Raw genomic sequence first — 18,043 nt, forward strand, 5'->3', positions numbered from 1 at the left:
CGGTGGCGCGAGGAGGGGGACCCGCGTGACCGCCAGCCCGACGCTCGAGCGGCTCGACGGCGCCGACGTCCGGGCCGGCGAGCCGCAGGTGCACGTCGTCGCGCTGGAGGCCGTGACCGCGCCGACGACGGCCCTCCCCCGCGAGCCCTACGTCACCGTGCTGGTGCCCGCGCACGACGAGGCCGACCAGATCGCCGCGACCCTCGCGGGGCTGCGCCGCCAGACGCTCCCGCCGGCGCGCGTGGTCGTCGTCGCCGACAACTGCTCCGACGAGACGGTCGCCATCGCCCGGGCGGCCGGTGCCGAGGTGTTCGAGACCGTCGGCAACACCGACAAGAAGGCCGGCGCGCTCAACCAGGCGTGGGCGCTGCGCTTCCGCCGGGTGGCCGAGGACGAGCGCCGCGGGGGCGAGCGCCGGGCGGCCGACCGCCGCACCGGCACCGGCGCCACCACCGGGCCCGAGCGCCGCGCGGGCAGCCGGCGCACCGCGGCCGACCGCCGGGACGGCGCCGCCGACCGCCGCAGCTCCCCCACCGGCCGGCCCGACGCCGCCGACGACGACCTCGTGCTCGTCCAGGACGCCGACTCCTCGCTCGACGAGGGCTTCCTCGAGGGCGCCGCGCACCACGTGCTGACGGACGACCGGATGGGCGCGGTGGGCGGCACGTTCCGCGGCGACCCCGGCGGCGGCCTGGTTGGGCACCTGCAGCGCAACGAGTACGCCCGCTACGCCCGCGACGTGCGCCGCCTCCAGGGCAAGTGCCTCGTGGTCACCGGCACCGCCGCCATGTTCCGGGCGGCCACCCTGCGGCGGATCTCCGAGGCCCGCCTGGACGGCCGGGTGCCCCGGGGCGACGGCCGCGGCGGCATCTACGACACCACCGTCCTCACCGAGGACAACGAGCTGACCTTCGCGATCCTGCACCTGGGGTACCAGGTGCTCAGCCCGAAGGAGTGCACGCTCACCACCGAGGTCATGCCGACCTGGCGGGCGCTGTGGAACCAGCGGCTGCGGTGGAAGCGCGGCGCCATCGAGAACTGCGTGCAGTACGGCGTCACCCGGATCACCTGGCGCTACTGGGGCCGGCAGCTGCTCACCCTCGCGGGCGTCCTCATCACGTTCCTCTACCTCGGCTCGCTCGCGGTGTCCCTGGTCGGCACCGGGCACGTCAACGTGCAGCCGTTCTGGCTCGCGGTGACCGGTGTCTTCGTCCTCGAGCGGGTCATCACCGTCCGCGACCGCGGGTGGAGGCACATGCTCGCCGCGGCGACGATGTACGAGCTCCTCTACGACGTCTTCCTGCAGTTCGTGCACGCCCGCGCCTACCTCGACGCGGCCCTCCGTCGTGAGAGGAGGTGGTAGAGGTGTACGACAACCCCGCGGCTCCCCTGGCGGCCGGCGGCACCGGATCGGTGCTCGCCTACACCGGCTTCGGCAGCATCTGGCTGGCGCTGGCGGCCTTCGCGCTCATCGCGGTCGGCACGGCGCTCCTGCGCATCGTGCCGCGCAAGCAGGGCTGAGCCCCCGGGCCCGGTGACGACACCGTCACCGGGCCCGCGCTCACTCCCCGGCGCGCTCGCGGCGGCGGGCCTCGGCGTCGAGCTCGCCGGCGTAGCGGCGGACCGCCTCGCGCAGCGCGTCCTCGGCGTCCCAACCGCGCCGCTCCGCGGCGGCGACGACGGCCAGCAGCCGCTCCCCCAGCTCCTCCGGCGACGCCGACCCGAGGTCGGCCGGCTCCGGCACCGGGAAACCGGCCCGCCCGGCGCGGCGCACCAGCGCTGCGCCCCACGCGGCCGCCGGCTGCGAGCGCGAGACGCCCTCGGTGGGCGAGCGCCGCTGCTTCTCCGCCTTCTTGATCTCCTCCCACCCGGCCTCGACGCCCGCCACGTCGATGGGGGCACGGCCCGGCGATCGATCGCCGAACACGTGCGGGTGGCGGCGGACCAGCTTGTCCACCAGCTCCCCGGCGACGTCGTCGACGTCGAACCGGCGGCCGGGCTCGGCCTCGGCGGCCACCCGGGCGTGGAAGACGACCTGCAGGAGCACGTCGCCGAGCTCCTCGCGCATGGCGACCGGGTCGTCGTCGACGATCGCGTCGTAGGCCTCGTGCGCCTCCTCGAGCAGGTAGCCGCGCAGCGAGGAGTGCGTCTGCTCGGCGTCCCACGGGCAGCCGCCGGGCGAGCGCAGCCGGTCCATGACGCCGACGACGTCGAGCAGCCGGGCGCCGGGCGGCTCGGGCGCGCCGTCGACGACCTCGGCGCCGGGCACGGACTCCCCCGGGCCGGCGAGCACGGCGACGCCGTCGTCCAGGCCCGCGGCCTCGGGGGCGTCGGCGACCTCCCACCCGGCGGCGCGCAGGGCCTCGGCGGTGGCCGCGGCGCCGGGCAGCGCGGCGACCGGGCGGCCCGCGAGCGCGGCCCAGCCGGCCGGGCCGAGCAGGCCGGGCAGCCGCGGGCTGACGGTGACGACGACCGGGGGCACCGGGTCAGCCCTCCCCGGTCGTGGGCGCCGCGGTGCCGGCGTCGTCGAGGAGCTGCACGACGCCGCCGTCGGCCTCCTGCACGACGTCCTCCTCGAGGGCGCCGTAGCGGGGGTTGACGGTCACCGACAGCTCGTCCTGCACCTCGCCGACGACGGCGGCGCCGGCCTCCTCGACGCCGCCCGCGGCCTGGCTCTCGATGTCGGCCCGGGCCTCCTCGAACGACGGGGTGGTGCGGGTGGCGACGAAGACGACGACCACGCCGTCGACGCCGGGGACCGTGGTGGTGAAGCCGGTGCCCGGGGCGGCCGCCGTGATGCCCTGCGCGAGCGGGCCGCTGACCTCCGACACCGGCGTGCTCTCCACCTGCGGGAGCGAGTTCTGCCCGGGGAAGCGCGCGGCCACCGCCGGGTAGGACGCGGGCGCGGCGGTCAGCTCGGCGACGGCCGCGTCGGCGACGGCCTGGTCGGGGACGACGAAGTAGCCGACCTCGGCCTGCTCGAGGCCGGCGCGCGCCTCCTCGTAGCGGGCGCGCAGCGCGGCCTCCGACAGGGCGTCCCCCTCGCCGGTGGCGAGCCCCAGCTCGCGGCGCAGCAACTGCTGGCGGGCGCTCTCCCGGACGTCCTCGCGCGAGTAGCCCTGCCCGGCGGCCTGGGCGTAGAGGGCCTCCTCGTCCTGGCCGCCGAGCGCCTGGGTGATGAAGTCGGTGAGCTCGGCGTCGGTGACCTCGACGTCGTACTCGCGGGCGGCCGCGGCGTAGACCTGCTCGCGCACCAGCAGGGTGAGCACCTGGCGGGTGAAGTCGGCGCCCCCTCCCCCGGCCGCTTCGGCGATCGCCGGGTCGGCCAGGCGGTCGTCGACGGCCGACTGCAGCTCGGTGACGGTCACCTGCTCGTCGCCGACGTAGGCGGCCACAGACGGCGAGGTCCGGCAGCCGGCCACGGGGACGGCGACGGTCACGAGCCCCAGGACGAGGGCGGCGGGACGGCGGATGCGCACGCCCGCAGGCTGCCACATGCGCTGTGACGGCCGTCGCAGGACGCGGCCCGGCGGGACGGGGCGCTCGCCGCCCTCGGCCCCGCCGCCGCTCAGCTCGCCGCCGCCACCGGCTGCTCGATCACCGCGCGCAGCAGCGAGTGCAGGTGCTCGAGCAGGGCGACGTCGCGCAGCGGCGTCCGCCGGTCGGGGCCGACGGGCACCTTCAGCGAGATCGTCTCGACGGCGGACTTGTACGAGGCGCCGTCGGCGAGCCGGGCCAGGCGCATCTGCTGCGACTCGCGCAGCGGCACCGGCGACACCCGGATGACGCGGCCCTGCAGCGACACCTCGGTGATGCCGAGGGTGCGCACCGCGGCGCGGAACCGGGCCACCGCGAGCAGGTTGAGCACCGGGGCCGGCGGGGTGCCGTAGCGGTCGGTGAGCTCGTCGAGGACGGCCTGCGCCTGGTCGTCGTCCTGCACGCTCGCGACCTTGCGGTAGGCCTCCATGCGCAGCCGCTCGCCGGGCACGTAGTCGTGCGGCAGGTGGGCGTCGACGGGCAGGTCGACGCGCACCTCGACCGGCTCGGCGGGCGCGGCCTCGCCGGTGACCTGGGCGCGGTAGTCGGCCACCGCCTCGCCGACCAGCCGGACGTAGAGGTCGAAGCCGACGCCGGCGATGTGCCCGGACTGCTCGCCGCCGAGCAGGTTGCCCGCGCCGCGGATCTCGAGGTCCTTCATGGCCACGGCCATGCCGGCGCCGAGGTCGGTGTTGTGCGCGATCGTGGTCAGCCGGTCGACCGAGGTCTCGGTCAGCGGCCGGGACGGGTCGTAGGTGAAGTAGGCGTAGGCGCGCTCGCGGCCACGGCCGACGCGGCCGCGGATCTGGTGCAGCTGCGAGAGGCCGAAGGTGTCGGCGCGGTCGACGATCAGGGTGTTGGCGTTGGGGATGTCCAGGCCCGACTCGACGATCGTCGTCGCGACCAGGACGTCGTACTCCTTCTCCCAGAAGCCGACCATGATCCGCTCGAGCTCGTGCTCCTTCATCTGGCCGTGGCCGACGGCGACGCGCGCCTCGGGCACCAGCCGGCGGATCTTCGCCGCGGCCTTGTCGATCGACTGCACCCGGTTGTGGATGACGAACACCTGGCCGTCGCGCAGCAGCTCGCGGCGGACGGCGGCGGCCATCTGCTTGTCGTCCCAGGCGCCCACGTAGGTGAGCACCGGGTGCCGCTCCTCCGGGGGCGTGAGGATCGTCGACATCTCGCGGATGCCGGTGAGGCTCATCTCCAGCGTGCGCGGGATCGGGGTGGCCGACATCGACAGGACGTCGACCGCCGTCCGCATCGTCTTCAGGTACTCCTTGTGCTCGACGCCGAAGCGCTGCTCCTCGTCGACGATCACCAGGCCGAGGTCCTTGAACCGGGTGGTCGGCTGCAGCAGCCGGTGCGTGCCGACGAGCACGTCGACCTCGCCGGCGGCGAGCTGGCGCAGCGTCTCGGCGCTCTCGGCGTCGGACTGGAACCGGGAGAGCACCTTCACGGTGACCGGGAACTGGGCCATCCGCTCGGAGAACGTCTTGAAGTGCTGGTTGGCCAGCAGCGTCGTCGGCACCAGGACGGCGACCTGCTTGCCGTCCTGCACCGCCTTGAAGGCCGCGCGGACGGCGATCTCGGTCTTGCCGTAGCCGACGTCGCCGCAGATGACCCGGTCCATCGGCACCGGGTTCTCCATGTCCCGCTTGACCTCGTCGATGGCGGCGAGCTGGTCGGGCGTCTCGGTGAACGGGAAGGCGTCCTCGAGCTCGCGCTGCCAGACGGTGTCCGGGCCGAAGGCGTGGCCCTTGGTGGCCATGCGCGCGGAGTAGAGGCGGATGAGCTCGGCGGCGATCTGCTTGACCGCCTTGCGGGCCTGACCCTTGGTCTTCTGCCAGTCGGCCCCGCCGAGCTTGGACAGCGCCGGCTGCTCGCCGCCGACGTAGCGGGTGAGCTGGTCGAGGGAGTCGGTGGGCACGAACAGGCGGTCCGGCGGCTGGTTCCGCTTGCCCGGCGCGTACTCGACGATCAGGTAGTCGCGCTGCCCGCCGTGCACGGTGCGGCTGACCATCTCGATGTAGCGGCCGATGCCGTGGTGCTCGTGGACGACGAGGTCGCCGGGCTGCAGCTGCACCAGGTCGACGGCGTTGCGGCGGCGCGCGGGCATCTTCTGCGCGTCGCGCATCGTGGTGCCGCGCTGGCCGGTGAGGTCGTGCTCGGTGACCAGCGCGAGCTTCACGCCGGGGAAGGCGAAGCCGGACTCGAGGTTGCCCTGGGTGATGGAGGCGATCCCGGCCTCGGGCGCGGTCTCGAGGCCGGGGACGAGCCGCACGCCGAGGTCGGCGGCGCCGAACTGGTCGGCGGCGCGCTGGGCCGGTCCGGGGCCGGCGAAGGTCAGCACGACGCGCCAGCCCTCGCGGGTCCGGTCGCGCAGCGCGCCGACCGCGCGGTCGAGGTCGCCGGAGAAGCGCTCGACGGTGGTGGCGTCCAGCGCGGCCGCGTCGTCGTCGAGGTCGCCGAGGGTGAACGCGCCCGTGGTCCACCACGGCAGGCCGCGGCCGCGGGCGGCGGCCTCGACGTCCTCCAGCGCCCGGAACGACGACGCCCCGAGGTCCAGCGGCGCCTCGCCGGCCTCCGCGGCGGTCGCCCAGGACGCGGCGAGGAACTCCTCGGCGGTGCGGACGAGGTCGGCGGCGCGGCTGCGCACCCGCTCGGGGTCGGCGACCAGGACGTGGGTGCCCGCGGGCACGAGGTCGGTGAGCAGCTGCAGCTGCCCCTCGACCAGCGCGGGGGTGAGCGACTCCATGCCCTCGACGGCGATGCCCTCGGCGAGCTTGCCGAGCATCTCGGCGAGGCCCGGGTGCTCGGCGGCGAGTTCCGCGGCGCGGGCGCGGACGGCGTCGGTGAGCAGCAGCTCGCGGCACGGCGGCGCCCACAGCCGCTCCGGCCGGTCGTCGAGGGAGCGCTGGTCGGCGGCGGAGAAGTAGCGCAGCTCGTCGACCTCGTCGCCCCAGAACTCGACGCGGACGGGGTGCGGCTCGGTGGGCGGGAAAACGTCGAGCAGGCCGCCGCGGACGGCGAACTCGCCGCGCTTCTCGACCAGCTCGACGCGGGTGTAGGCGGCGTCGGCCAGCGCGCGGGCGACGTCGTCGAGCTCGGCGGTGTCGCCCGGCCTCAGCTCGACCGGGACGAGGTCGCCGAGGCCCGGCGCCAGGGGCTGCAGCACGCTGCGGACAGGGGCGACCAGCACGTCGACCGTGCCGTTCTCCCCGGGGTTCGTGAGGTCGCGGAGCACGGCCAGCCGGCGCCCGACGGTGTCCGCGCGGGGGGACAGCCGCTCGTGCGGCAGCGTCTCCCACGCCGGGAAGGTCTCCACCCGGCGACCCGGGAGGAAGCAGCGCAGCAGGTCGGCGGCGACGTCGGCGTCGCGCTCGCCGGTGGTGACCAGCAGGACCGGCACGCCGGCACCCGGCGCCTGCGCGGCCAGCGCGGCCGCGACCAGCGGCTGCACCGGCGGCGGCGCCGGGACGGCGAGCTCGGCCGACCCCGCGGCGGCCACCACGCGTGCCATGCCGGGATCGCTGAGGACGACGTCGAGCACGCCGCGCAGGCTCACGGGGACTTCCTCCTGGGGACGACGGCCCGCGCAAGGTGCCGCCGAGTGCGGCGCAGGCCCCCTCCCAGGCTAGACGCCGGGGACCGGCCCCGCCGGGGTGCGATCGGCCACCTCGGTGCGCGGGGCGGGCACCGCGGGCCGCGGCGTCCCGGCGTCGTCCGCGGTGCGCTCGAGGACCAGCGCGGCCAGCTCCCCCGCGTCCGGCTCGGGTGCGCGCACCGGCCGGCCGACCCCGGGCGGGACGACCTCCGGCCACACCGGGGCGGGCAGGCCCAGCGCCCGCCGGTGGACCTCCACGTAGCGGACCGCCTGCTCGGCCCAGTCGAGCTCGGCCACGGCCCGCGCCCGCGCGGCCAGCGACAGCTCCAGCCTCCGCTGCGGGTCGTCCAGCAGGGCGTCGATCGCGGCGGACAGGCCCTCCGCGCCGAGCGCCGGGTCGACGAGGACGCCCGTGTCACCGGCCGAGACGCGCGTCTCGGGCAGGTCGAAGGAGACGACCGGAACGGCGAAGGACATGTACTCCATGACCTTGTTCATCGTGGAGACGTCGTTGAGCGGGTTGCTCGGGTCGGGGCAGATGCCGAGGACCGCGGTGGACAGGTAGCGGGCGACGACCTCGGCGTCGGCGCGGCCGGTGAACGTCACGTGCTCGTCGAGGTCGAGCTCGGTGGCCAGCCGGCGCAGGTCGGGCAGCGAGTCGCCGAAGCCGAGCAGGGCGAGGTGGACGTCACGGCGGCCGCGGCCGTACACGAGGTCGGCGAGGGCGTGCAGGGCGAGGTCGACGCCGTCCTGCGGCCCCATGATGCCGAGGTAGACCAGGAGCTGGCGGCCGTGCCGCAACTCGGGCTCCGGGTGCCGCGGGCTCATCCGCGCCGTGTCGGGCCCGGACCGCACGACCGTCACCCGGGCCGGGTCGCGGTCGCCGCGGGTCACCGCCACGCGGCGGTAGGACTCGTTGGTCGAGACGACCTCGTCGGCGGTGCGGTAGGTGGAGCGCTCGAGCCAGAGCAGCGCCCGGTACTGCAGCCGCTCGCGGGCACTGCGCGGCTCCCCGAACCGGGAGCGGAAGACCTCGGGGTTGAGGTCGTGCTGGTCGTAGACGAACCGCACCCCGCGGCGCCGCCACAGCCGGGCGAGCAGCCAGTAGGTGTCGGGCGGGTTGCAGGCCTGGATGACCGAGAAGCCGTCCCGCCGCCACACGCGCACCGACAGCAGCGCCGTGCGGATCCAGCAGTAGACGAACTCGACGAGGTAGGACAGCACGCCGGAGGTGGCCGGCGCCGGCCGGTACTTGTAAACCGGCACCCCGTCGATGACCGCGAACGACGGGTCGCCCGGCCCCTTCGGACAGATTACCGAGACCCCGATGCCCTCGGCCACGAGCGCCTGGCACTCCAGCCAGACACGGCGGTCGAGGGGCACGGGCAGGTTCTGGACGATCACGAGGACTCGGGACATCGAACGCTGGCGCATGGTCATCCCTCGGGGCCGGGCACGTCGACGTGCGGTGACCCGCAGTGAGCGACGGTCGTCACGTTCCCGCCATCCACTGTGGGCCCGGCGGACAGTAGTGACGGCTGCCGCACCACGGGGACCTGCGCAACTCGGACCGGACGGTAGCCGCGGGGACGCCGGCGCCGAACGGCTCGGCGCGCGCTCCGCGCGCGTTCTCGCGCACGCAGGGTAACGGACGAGCGGGTGCGGCACATGGATCGGACCGCAATCGGGGCGCCGTGCGCGCAGGCATGGTCAGGACCGGGGGCGCTCGACATCATCGCGCCATGCCGCAGGACGGGGACGGGACGGGACGGCCACGCCGTCGGCCGGGCGCTGACCGTGCGCCGGGCTGGATCTGCTTCTCCGCCCAGGACTGGTGGTACCAGAACCAGGCCCACTCCGACTTCCAGCTGATGCGCCGGGTCGCCCGGACCAGGCCGGTGCTGCTCGTCAACTCCATCGGGCTGCGGATGCCGCTGCCCGGGCGCAGCACGCAGGTGCTGCGGAGGATCGCCCGCAAGGTGGCCAGCACGGCCCGGCTGGTCCGGCGCCCCCTCCCGGACACCCCGGGCTTCCACGTGATGACCCCGGTGGTCCTGCCCTTCTACGGCAGCCCCCTGCTCCGGCGGCTCAACGCGTGGAGCGTCCGCACGCAGGTCCGCCTCGTCAGCCGGCTCATCGGGCTGCCGCCGGACCCGGTCGTCGTCTGCACGATCCCGACGGCCTGGGACGTCGTCGCACCGATGTCCCGGCGCGCTCTGGTCTACAACCGTTCCGACCGGCACTCCGACTTCCCCGAGAGCGACCGGGCCACGATCGCCGCCCTCGAGGAGTCACTGCTGCGCACCGCCGACGCGGTGCTCTACGTCAGCCGGGCGCTGATGGCCGAGGAGGCGCCGCTCACCGGCAGCCGCGCGCGTTTCCTCGACCACGGCGTCGACCTCCGGCACTTCGAGCCGGGGGCCGGGCCGGAGCCGGCCGACCTCGCGCCGATCCCCCACCCCCGGGTCGGCTTCTTCGGCGGGCTGGACTCCTTCCTCGTCGACTTCGACCTGCTCGAGCGGGTGGCCCTGGAGGTCCCGGAGGCGCACCTCGTGCTGGTCGGTGACGCGGACCGGGCCACGGACCAGCTCACCCGGCACCCGACCGTGCACTGGCTCGGCCGCCGGTCGTACGAGCAGATCCCCGCCTACGGCGCCGGCTTCGACGTCGCCCTGATGCCGTGGCAGGACAACGAGTGGATCGCCCGGTGCAACCCGATCAAGATGAAGGAGTACCTCGCGCTGGGGCTCCCCGTGGTCAGCACCGACTTCCCCGAGGTCCGGCGGTACGCGGACACGATCGCCGTCGCCACCGACCGCGACGACTTCGTCGACCTCGTCCGGCGGACGCTGAAGGACAGCGGGCCCGGGGACCCCGCACGGCGGCGGGCCGCCGTCGTCGCCGACTCGTGGGACACCCGCGCCGCCGAGCTCGTCGCGGTCGCCGAGGGCGACGGGACGGCGGGCTGATGTGCGGCATCGTCGGCGTCCACCGGTGGGACGGCCGTCCCGTCGACCCGGACCTGCTCGACGCGATGGCCGGTCAGCTCGTCCACCGCGGCCCGGACGGGCACGGTCGCTGGACGTCCGGCTCCACCGGCTTCGGCCACCGCCGCCTGTCGATCATCGACCTCGAGCACTCGGCCCAGCCGATGGCCGGGCCCGGCGGCCGGCAGCACCTCACGTTCAACGGCGAGGTCCTCAACTACCGCGAGCTCCGGCGCGCCCTCCCGGACTACCCCTGGACGACCGACGGCGACACCGAGGTGGTCCTCGCGGCGTACCGGCGGTGGGGCGTCGAGGGCGTCCGCCGGCTGCGGGGCCAGTTCGCCTTCGCGCTGCACGACGCCGACACGGGCGAGCTGCACCTGGTGCGCGACCGCATGGGCGTCCTCCCGCTCTACTGGTACGCCGACGCCCGGATGATCGCCTTCGCCAGCGAGGTCAAGGCCCTGCTGCCCGCGCTGCCGCGGGTCGACGTGGACCTCCTCAGCCTGGGCGACCACCTGACCCACCGGTCGGTCCCGGCGCCGCACACGCTCGTCGCCGGCGTGCGCAAGCTGCGTCCGGGGCACCGGCTGCTCGTGCGCCCCGGGGGCCGGGTCACGGAGGTCCCCTACTGGCAGCTCCCGGCCGACCCCCCGGCGGTGGCCGTCAGCGAGGCGCAGGACGCGGTCGAGGAGGTGCACGCCGCCCTCCGGGCGGCCGTGGCGGAGGCGCTGGTCGCGGACGTGCCCGTGGGCGCCTACCTCTCCGGTGGCGTCGACTCGAGCCTGATCGTGGCGCTGATGTCCGAGGCGCGCGGCCGGCAGGGGGTCTCCACCTACGCCGCGGGGTTCGACGACCCGCGCGTCGACGAGCTGCCCTGGGCCCGCCGGGTCGCCGGCCTCGTGGGTGCCGACCACCACGAGGTCACGGTCGGCGCGGAGGACTTCACGGCCCTGCTGCCGAAGCTCACCTGGCACCGGGACGCCCCCCTGTCCGAGCCCGCCGACGTCGCGGTCCACCGGCTGGCCGAGCTGGCGCGCCGGGACGTGACCGTGGTGCTCTCGGGCGAGGGCAGCGACGAGCTGTTCGCCGGCTATCCCAAGTACCGCGCCGCCGCCCTCGCCTCCTGGGTGGACCGGGTCCCGCGGGCGGTCCGCGGGCCGGCCCTGCAGACGGCGGCCCGCGCGCTCCCGCCGCGCTTCTCCCGCGCCGCGGTGCTCATGCGCGCGCTGTCCGCCGACGACGAGCCGGAGCGCATGCGCAGCTGGTTCGCCCCCTTCTCCCCCCGCGAGCGCCTCCGGCTGCTCGGCGGACAGCCGTCCCGCCCCGCAGCGGCCGCGTACCGGCGCGCGCACGGCGACGTCGTGCGGCGGATGCTCTACGCGGACTGCCACGCGTGGCTCTCGGACAACCTGCTCGAGCGCGGGGACCGCATGTCGATGGCCGCCTCCCTGGAACTGCGGCCGCCGTTCCTCGACGCGCGGGTCGTCGACCTCGCCTTCTCCCTCCCCACGGAGGTGAAGCTGCGGGGCGCCGTCGGCAAGTGGGTGGTCAAGGAGGTCGCCCGCCGCTACCTACCCGACGAGGTGGTCGACCGCCGGAAGTCCGGGTTCAAGGTCCCGCTCGACGCCTGGTTCCGCACCGGCGAGCTGCGCGACATGGCCCGCGACCTGCTCCTGCGCCCGGCGTCGTTCGTCGGCGGCGTCCTCGACCGGGCCGAGGTCGCCCGGGTGCTCGAGGACCACGAGGCCGGCCGCAGCGACGAGGCGAGCCGGCTGTGGACCCTGCTGGGCCTGGAGGTCTGGCACGACACGCTGGCGGGCGTCCGCGCGCCCGTGGCCGTCGGGTCGTGACCGGCGCGGACACCCTCGCGGCCGGCCGGCGCGGGGACGACGGCCCGCGGGGAGCGGGCCCGGTGACCCACGTCCTGCTGACGCGCTTCAACCTCCCCTCGAAGGGCCACGAGAGCACGATCCGGGCCCGGGAGAACTGGCTGCGCGACCGGGTCGACCTCTTCGAGCGCTGGTGCCTGCCCTCGGTGCTGGGCCAGACGGAGCGGGCCTTCACCTGGATCGTCTACCTCGACCCGCAGAGCCCCGCCTGGCTCCTCACCTGGGTCCGTGCCCACCGGGACCGGGGACACCTCCACCCGGTTCTCCGCGAGGAAGTGCCCCGTCCGGTCCTCCTCGACGACATCCGGGCGGCCACCGGGTCGGACGGCCGGGGCGACCTGATCACCACCAACCTCGACAACGACGACGGCCTGGCCCGGGACTTCGTGGCGAGGGTGCAGGCCGCCCCCGTGGCCGGCGACCCGACGGCGGTCTACCTCGGTGACGGCCTGGTCGTCAGCGACCGGCGGCTCTACCGGCGGACCGACCGGCACAACGCCTTCTGCTCGGTCCGGGAGAGCTGGCGGGACCCCGTCACGTGCTGGGGCGAGTGGCACAACCGGCTGCCCGAGGTGATGCCCGCCGTCGTGCTGCGGGGGTCCCCGGGCTGGCTGCAGGTCGTGCACGGCGCCAACGTCAGCAACCGCGTGCGGGGGCGGCGCACCCGGCCCGGGCCGCACCGCGCCGCGTTCCCCCGGCTGCTGGACGGCCTGCCCGAGCCCGGGCGGGCCGAGCTGGTGCGGGAGACCGCGCGGGTCCCGCTCCGCGAGTCCCGCGACCTGGCGCGCGCCACCGTGCGGACGACGCTGGTGCGGGTCCTCGGCAAGGAGGGGTTCGACCGCGCCAAGCACCGCTGGGCCTCGATGGCCGCGGCGGGACCGGTGCGCCACCCCCTGACCCCCCGGCGGCGGGACGGATGACCGTGGGCTCCACGCGCGGCGCGGTGCGGTCGGCGGTCGTCCCCCCGTACGGCACGGCGGCACCCGAGCGGCACGCCGTCGTCGCGGTCGGCGCCTACGCCGTCGCGCTGTTCGTCTTCCCCTCGAACATGGTGCTCGAGGTCGTGGGCGGTCAGGGGTCGGTCGCGGGGCTGCTCGCCCTCTCGCTGTTCGTGGTGTACGTCGCCTCGACGCTCATGGGCTCGCACGACCCGCTCGCGGTGCGGCACCCCACGCGGGGGGCGCTCCTCCTGCTCACGGTCATGAGCCTCGTCGCGTGGGCCCTGACCCCGTTCCACGGCCTCACCGCGACCCAGCAGACCGGGGCCGACCGCTGGATCCTCATGCTGGCCGGGTTCGCCGGGGTCGTGCTGGTCACCGCCGAGGGCCTCACCACGGTGGCCGCGCTGGTGCGTGTGCTGCGGGCGATCGTGCTCGGCGCCGCCTTCTGCTGCGCGGTGGCCCTCGTGCAGTGGCTCTTCCAGTACGACCTCAGCGCGCTGCTGCGCCAGTCGCTGCCGGGCTTCTCCGTGCACCTCGCCCACGGCGTCTACGAGGACCGGGCCGCCCTGACGCGGGTGTTCGGGACGACGGCGCACCCCATCGAACTCGGGGTGATCGCCGGGATGCTGCTGCCGCTGGCCCTGGTCCTCGCCATGCAGGACCGGGCCCGGCCGTGGCTGCTGCGGTGGGGGCCGGTCGTGCTGATCGCCACCGCCATCCCCGCCTCGGTGGCCCGGTCGGCGGTCCTCGCCGTCGTCGTGTCCTCGGCCGTGCTCGTCGCGTGCCTCCCGCCGCGACCGCGGGTGACCGCGATGGTCCTGCTCCCCCTCGGCACCTTCGTCGTCGGCCTGGCGCGTCCGGGCTACCTGCGGACGCTCGCCGACCTCGTCGGTGCCGGGTCGGACGACGCGTCGGTGCAGGGCCGGCTGGTGGACCTCCCACTCGTCGGCCGCCTGGTGTCGGAGCACCCCTGGTTCGGCACCGGCCCCGGCACGTACACCCCGATGACGTCGATGGACATCCTGGACAACCAGTACTTCACCAGCGCGATCGAGCTGGGCCTCGTCGGCCTGACCGGGCTGGTGGCGTGGTACCTGGTCCCGATCGTGGCGGCCCTGGCTGCGCGGGCCCGGTCCTCCGACCCCCTGCTCCGGGCGCTCGCCGGAGCGATCGCCGCGGCCGCCACGGCCAGCGCCGTCTCCGCCTCCACCTTCGACGCCCTGTCGTTCAACACCTACGCCGGCCTGCAGGCGCTCCTCGTCGGGTGCGCCGGCGCCTGCTGGCTGCTCTCCGGCCGGGAGCGGAGGGAGTCCCCCACCGCGGGCTCCCGCACCCGGCCGCCCGCCCCCCCTCGACCCCAGCACGGGAGCTGACCATGGACCTCCTCGCGATCGTGTCGTCCCTGCGGCGGCACTGGATCATCACCCTGGTGGTGGCGCTGCTGACCCTGGTCGGGGCGCTGGCGGTGGTGTCACTGACACCGCGCGTCTACAACAGCAACGCCTCGTTCGTGCTGGTCAACCCCGAGCCACAGCCCACCGACGCGGAGCTGCTGGCGGACCCCTCACTGGCGGGGGTCAACTGGGACAACCCCTACCTGCGCTTCGCCAGCGAGGGCACCGTGGGGCAGGTGCTGGCGGCCCGGCTGAGCAGTGCGAGCGTCCGCGAGGCACTGGCCGGCGAGGGGGCGGACCCGGACTACGAGGTGACCCAGTCGGCCGTGTCGGCGCAGATCATCGACGTGGTCGGCACCGGGGAGACGCCGGAGGCGGCGGATGCCACCCTCGCGGTGGTGAACCAGCGCATGGCCGACGAGCTCGCGGCGATGCAGCGGGTCTTCGGCGCCGACGACCGCACGCTGATCACGCTGCTGCCGGTCGCCACCCCCACCCGGGCACACCTCATCGTGTCGGGCACGATCCGCACCCTGGTCGGGGTCGGCGCGGCCGGGGCACTCCTCCTGTTCGCCGCCATCTCCCTGGCCGAGGCACGCCGCCACGCCCGCGAGCGGGTCGAGGACGACGGGGTCGCCACCGGGCGGCACGGGTACGCCGGCTCGGAGCCGCCGGCCGACCGGCCCGAGGTGCACCGGGTCGTCCCGGCCGGCCGCGACGACCGGCGCTCCCCCACCGCCACCGTCCGGCCCGGAGCGATCCCCGCGGCCAGGGACGAGGCGCCCGAGGCCGACCGGGCGGCGGACCTGCAGCTGTCGGCGACCGCCGGCGCCCGGGACGACTGACGTGGACCGGACGGGGGCGGACGCCGGCGGCGGGGTGGACGACGTCGCCCTGGTCGTCGTCACCTACGACTCCGTCGCGGACGTGGCGGACCTCGTGGCGAGCCTCGACGCCGGCCTGCGCGGGGTCAGGCGGTACCAGCTGGTGGTCGTCGACAACGACTCCTCCGACGGCACCGCCGACGAGGTGGCCCGCGTGGCGCCCTGGGCCACGCTCGTCCGGTCCGCGGACAACCGCGGCTTCGCGGCCGGGCTCAACACCGGCTTCGCCGCGGCTCGTCCCGCGCGGGCCGTCCTGGTGCTCAACGCCGACGTCCGGCTGCAGGAGGGCTGCGTCGCCCGGATGCTCCAGGCCCTCGACGAGCCCGGCGTCGGGATCGTCGCCCCCCGGGTGCTCGACGTGGACGGACACGTCTTCCCCTCGCTGCGCCGCGAGCCGACGCTGCCCCGGGCCCTCGCGACGGCGGTCCTCGGCGGCCGGCGCGTGGCCCGGCTCGCGCCGCTGAGCGAGACGGTCACGGGGAGGGATGCCTACGCCACCCGCCGGGTCGCGGACTGGGCGACCGGCGCGGTGCTCCTCGTCTCGGCGCGGTGCTGGCACGACGTCGGCGGCTGGGACGAGTCCTTCTTCCTCTTCTCCGAGGAGGTCGACTTCGCGCTGCGGGCGCGCGACCACGGCCACCGCGTGGTCTACGAGCCGACGGCGGTGGCCACGCACATCGGCGGGGTCACCAACAGCCGGGACCCCGTGCTGTACGCCCTGCTGGCCAGCAACCGGGTGCGCCTGTACGCCAAGCGGCACACCGCGGTGGCGACCCGGGCGTACTCCGGCGCGGTCGCCCTCCACGAGACCCTGCGGGGACTGCGCCGCGGGGAGATGCACCGGGCCGCCCGGTCGGCCGTCGTGGCGGCGGGCGAGGGTGAGACCGCGGCCGAGACGATGGCCCGCCTCCGCGGGCACCGGCCCCGGCAGGCCCCCGCGGCCGGGGCCGGCTGAGCGCGGCCGCGGGACCCGGGGACGACGGAGGGGGCCGGCGAGCGCGTGCTCGCCGGCCCCCTCACGTCCGGGTCACGGTTCGCGGACCGGTGTCCCCTTCGCGTCCGCCGCCGTGGCGCTGTAGAGGTAGTTCTCGCTCCACGTCGCCCAGCCGACGCCGGAGGACACGACCGCCGGCCCCCAGCCGGTCGAGCGGAACCGGTTGTTCGTCGCGTGGACGTTGCCGTACCGGCCGCCCTTGTCCTCGAGGTAGAGGTTGAAGCCGCCGCCCTCGATGTAGTTGCCGGTCACCCACACGTTGTAGATGTCGACCCAGGTCGGCTGGATGAACAGCCCGCCGGTCTCGTTGCCCGACTGGCAGTCCAGCCGGTTGTTGACGAACTGGACCCGGCGGGTGTCACCCGCGTTCCGGCGGAAGTCCCGGATCGTCGCGGCCTCGTTGTGGCTGCTCGCGTAGGACCGCAGGCCCGTCACGTAGTTCTGCTCGGCCAGGCCGTCGAACGTCGTGCCGGTCCCGAAGAAGCAGATGCCCGACCCCATGCCGTGCATGTACGTCCGCTGCAGCGTGCCGATGCCGCGGAAGGCGCAGGCCTGGCCGATGCTGGACGCCGGCGCGAGGGAGGCGTCGATCTCCGAGTCGACGATGGTCACCGACCGGGCCGACTGCACGACGCACTCGTTGGCGCCGCAGACGTCGTTGGAGACGACGGCGCGGTCGTTGCCCGTCCGCGGCTGGATGCAGGACCGGCTGATGACGATGTCACCGTTGGACAGGTCGAGGTTGCCGGTGATCCGCACCCCGGTGATCCGGGCGCCCGCGGGCGGCTTCAGCGAGCCGGTGTAGGCCGGCAGGGACGAGCAGCTCAGTCCGAGCGGCGCCAGGCCGACGTTGGTCGCGTTGATCTGCCAGCCCATCAGCGTCGAGGGCGCCGTGCCGGTCGCCGGTGGAGCAGCCGCCGGGGCACCCGCCGAGACCGACGTCGACGGCGCGGCGGCCGGCGCCGAGCTGGTCGCCGGCGGGGCGGTGGTCACGGGCGCGGAGGCACTCGTCGACGGTGCCGGGGTGGACGGCACCGAGGTCGACGGCACCGAGGTCGACGGGGCGGTGGTCGACGGCGCGGTGGTCGACGGGGCGGTGGTCGACGGCGCAGTGGTCGGCGCGGCCGGAGCCGTCGTCGTCGGCGCGGTGGGCGCGGGCGCGGCGGGGAGGAACAGCGGCGTCACGGAGTAGTCGCTGTTCTGCCAGGTGCTGCCGGGGAAGGCGGCGCTGCCGCCGTACCGGTAGACGCCCGCACCGACGGGCGCGGACAGGTGGCGGGTCTGGCGCGGCTGCGACCAGTACGACCGGGTGGCCGAGTAGCGGCCGGCCGGGGCCAGGTAGGACGCGACGTACTCGTGCCCGGCGGTGACGCGGACGGGGCTGGGGAACCGCTGCTCGACCCAGCCGGTGCTGAGGTTGCCGAGGGGCGCCGAGGTGGCGACGACCTGGCGGGTGGCCGCGTCCCACAGCTGGACGACGCGGGCGGTGTTGGCGCGCGTGGCGCGGTGGAACGAGACACCCGTGACCGTGCCGTCGGTGAGCGGCGTGAACCGGACGCCGAGGGTCACGGACTCGCGGTCGGCATCGGCGACCGGGCTGGTCGGCAGCGGCAGCCGCTGCGTGGTGGTCGGGGCCGGGGCGGACGAGGCGGCGTAGGCCCCGTAGGAGGCGCCGGCGACGACGAGACCGGCCACCAGGGCCAGGATCCGGAGGGTGAACCCCCGTCGGCGCGCGGGGCGGGCCGGGGAGCTGTGAGATGTCGGGGGCCGGTGGGCCCCGCCGTCGGACGGGGACGTCGGACGG

13 protein-coding genes are annotated in these 18,043 nt (G+C 75.4%); 8 read left to right on the plus strand and 5 right to left on the minus strand.

Annotated elements, in window-relative coordinates; translation table 11 throughout:
• Window positions 1-25: 25 nt before the first annotated feature.
• Together ACI79X_RS00745 and ACI79X_RS00750 are read left to right on the plus strand one after the other, a co-directional pair.
• Complete coding sequence (locus tag ACI79X_RS00745; protein WP_457023502.1) at window positions 26-1,363, plus strand: glycosyltransferase; 1,338 nt, start codon at window positions 26-28, stop codon at window positions 1,361-1,363.
• A gap of 2 nt (window positions 1,364-1,365) precedes the next feature.
• Window positions 1,366-1,521 carry a hypothetical protein gene (locus tag ACI79X_RS00750; RefSeq protein ID WP_175562777.1) on the plus strand — a complete coding sequence of 52 codons (156 nt, stop codon included), beginning with the start codon at window positions 1,366-1,368 and terminating at the stop codon, window positions 1,519-1,521.
• A 40-nt stretch (window positions 1,522-1,561) separates the two neighbouring features.
• Here ACI79X_RS00750 and ACI79X_RS00755 read toward each other — a convergent pair whose 3' ends face one another.
• From ACI79X_RS00755 to ACI79X_RS00770, 4 genes are all read right to left on the minus strand, one after another.
• A complete protein-coding gene (locus ACI79X_RS00755; RefSeq protein ID WP_457023503.1) occupies window positions 1,562-2,482 on the minus strand; it encodes a MazG family protein in 921 nt (306 codons plus the stop codon).
• Window positions 2,483-2,486: 4 nt separating this feature from the next.
• A complete protein-coding gene (locus ACI79X_RS00760) occupies window positions 2,487-3,479 on the minus strand; it encodes a SurA N-terminal domain-containing protein (protein ID WP_457023504.1) in 993 nt (330 codons plus the stop codon).
• Between the two features lie 89 nt (window positions 3,480-3,568).
• Window positions 3,569-7,108 (minus strand): transcription-repair coupling factor, encoded by a 3,540-nt coding sequence (mfd, locus tag ACI79X_RS00765; protein ID WP_457023505.1) that lies wholly within the window; start codon window positions 7,106-7,108, stop codon window positions 3,569-3,571.
• 69 nt (window positions 7,109-7,177) lie between these two features.
• Window positions 7,178-8,566: a glycosyltransferase family 4 protein gene (locus tag ACI79X_RS00770; protein ID WP_457023506.1), complete on the minus strand. Its 1,389-nt coding sequence runs from the start codon at window positions 8,564-8,566 to the stop codon at window positions 7,178-7,180.
• 323 nt (window positions 8,567-8,889) lie between these two features.
• Between ACI79X_RS00770 and ACI79X_RS00775 the strand changes: the two genes are divergently transcribed.
• From ACI79X_RS00775 to ACI79X_RS00800, 6 genes are all read left to right on the plus strand, one after another.
• Entirely contained in the window at window positions 8,890-10,116 is a 1,227-nt protein-coding gene (locus ACI79X_RS00775) for a glycosyltransferase (protein WP_457023507.1), read from the plus strand.
• Window positions 10,116-11,987, plus strand: a complete 1,872-nt coding sequence (gene asnB / locus ACI79X_RS00780; protein ID WP_457023508.1) for an asparagine synthase (glutamine-hydrolyzing) — start codon at window positions 10,116-10,118, stop codon at window positions 11,985-11,987. The genes ACI79X_RS00775 and asnB overlap by 1 nt, the downstream gene beginning before the upstream one ends.
• Window positions 11,988-12,049: 62 nt before the next feature.
• Window positions 12,050-12,946, plus strand: coding sequence for a glycosyltransferase (locus ACI79X_RS00785; protein WP_457023509.1), 897 nt, complete (start codon window positions 12,050-12,052; stop codon window positions 12,944-12,946).
• A gap of 2 nt (window positions 12,947-12,948) precedes the next feature.
• Window positions 12,949-14,340: an O-antigen ligase family protein gene (locus tag ACI79X_RS00790; protein ID WP_457023510.1), complete on the plus strand. Its 1,392-nt coding sequence runs from the start codon at window positions 12,949-12,951 to the stop codon at window positions 14,338-14,340.
• 2 nt (window positions 14,341-14,342) lie between these two features.
• Complete coding sequence (locus ACI79X_RS00795) at window positions 14,343-15,206, plus strand: Wzz/FepE/Etk N-terminal domain-containing protein (protein ID WP_457023511.1); 864 nt, start codon at window positions 14,343-14,345, stop codon at window positions 15,204-15,206.
• Window position 15,207: 1 nt separating this feature from the next.
• Window positions 15,208-16,200, plus strand: coding sequence for a glycosyltransferase family 2 protein (locus ACI79X_RS00800; protein ID WP_457023512.1), 993 nt, complete (start codon window positions 15,208-15,210; stop codon window positions 16,198-16,200).
• A gap of 72 nt (window positions 16,201-16,272) precedes the next feature.
• On the opposite strand, the gene ACI79X_RS00805 is transcribed toward ACI79X_RS00800, so the two are convergent.
• Entirely contained in the window at window positions 16,273-17,934 is a 1,662-nt protein-coding gene (locus ACI79X_RS00805) for a DUF4082 domain-containing protein (protein ID WP_457023513.1), read from the minus strand.
• Between the last annotated feature and the right edge of the window lie 109 nt (window positions 17,935-18,043).

It is taken from the genome of Geodermatophilus sp. SYSU D01119 (assembly GCF_054049975.1).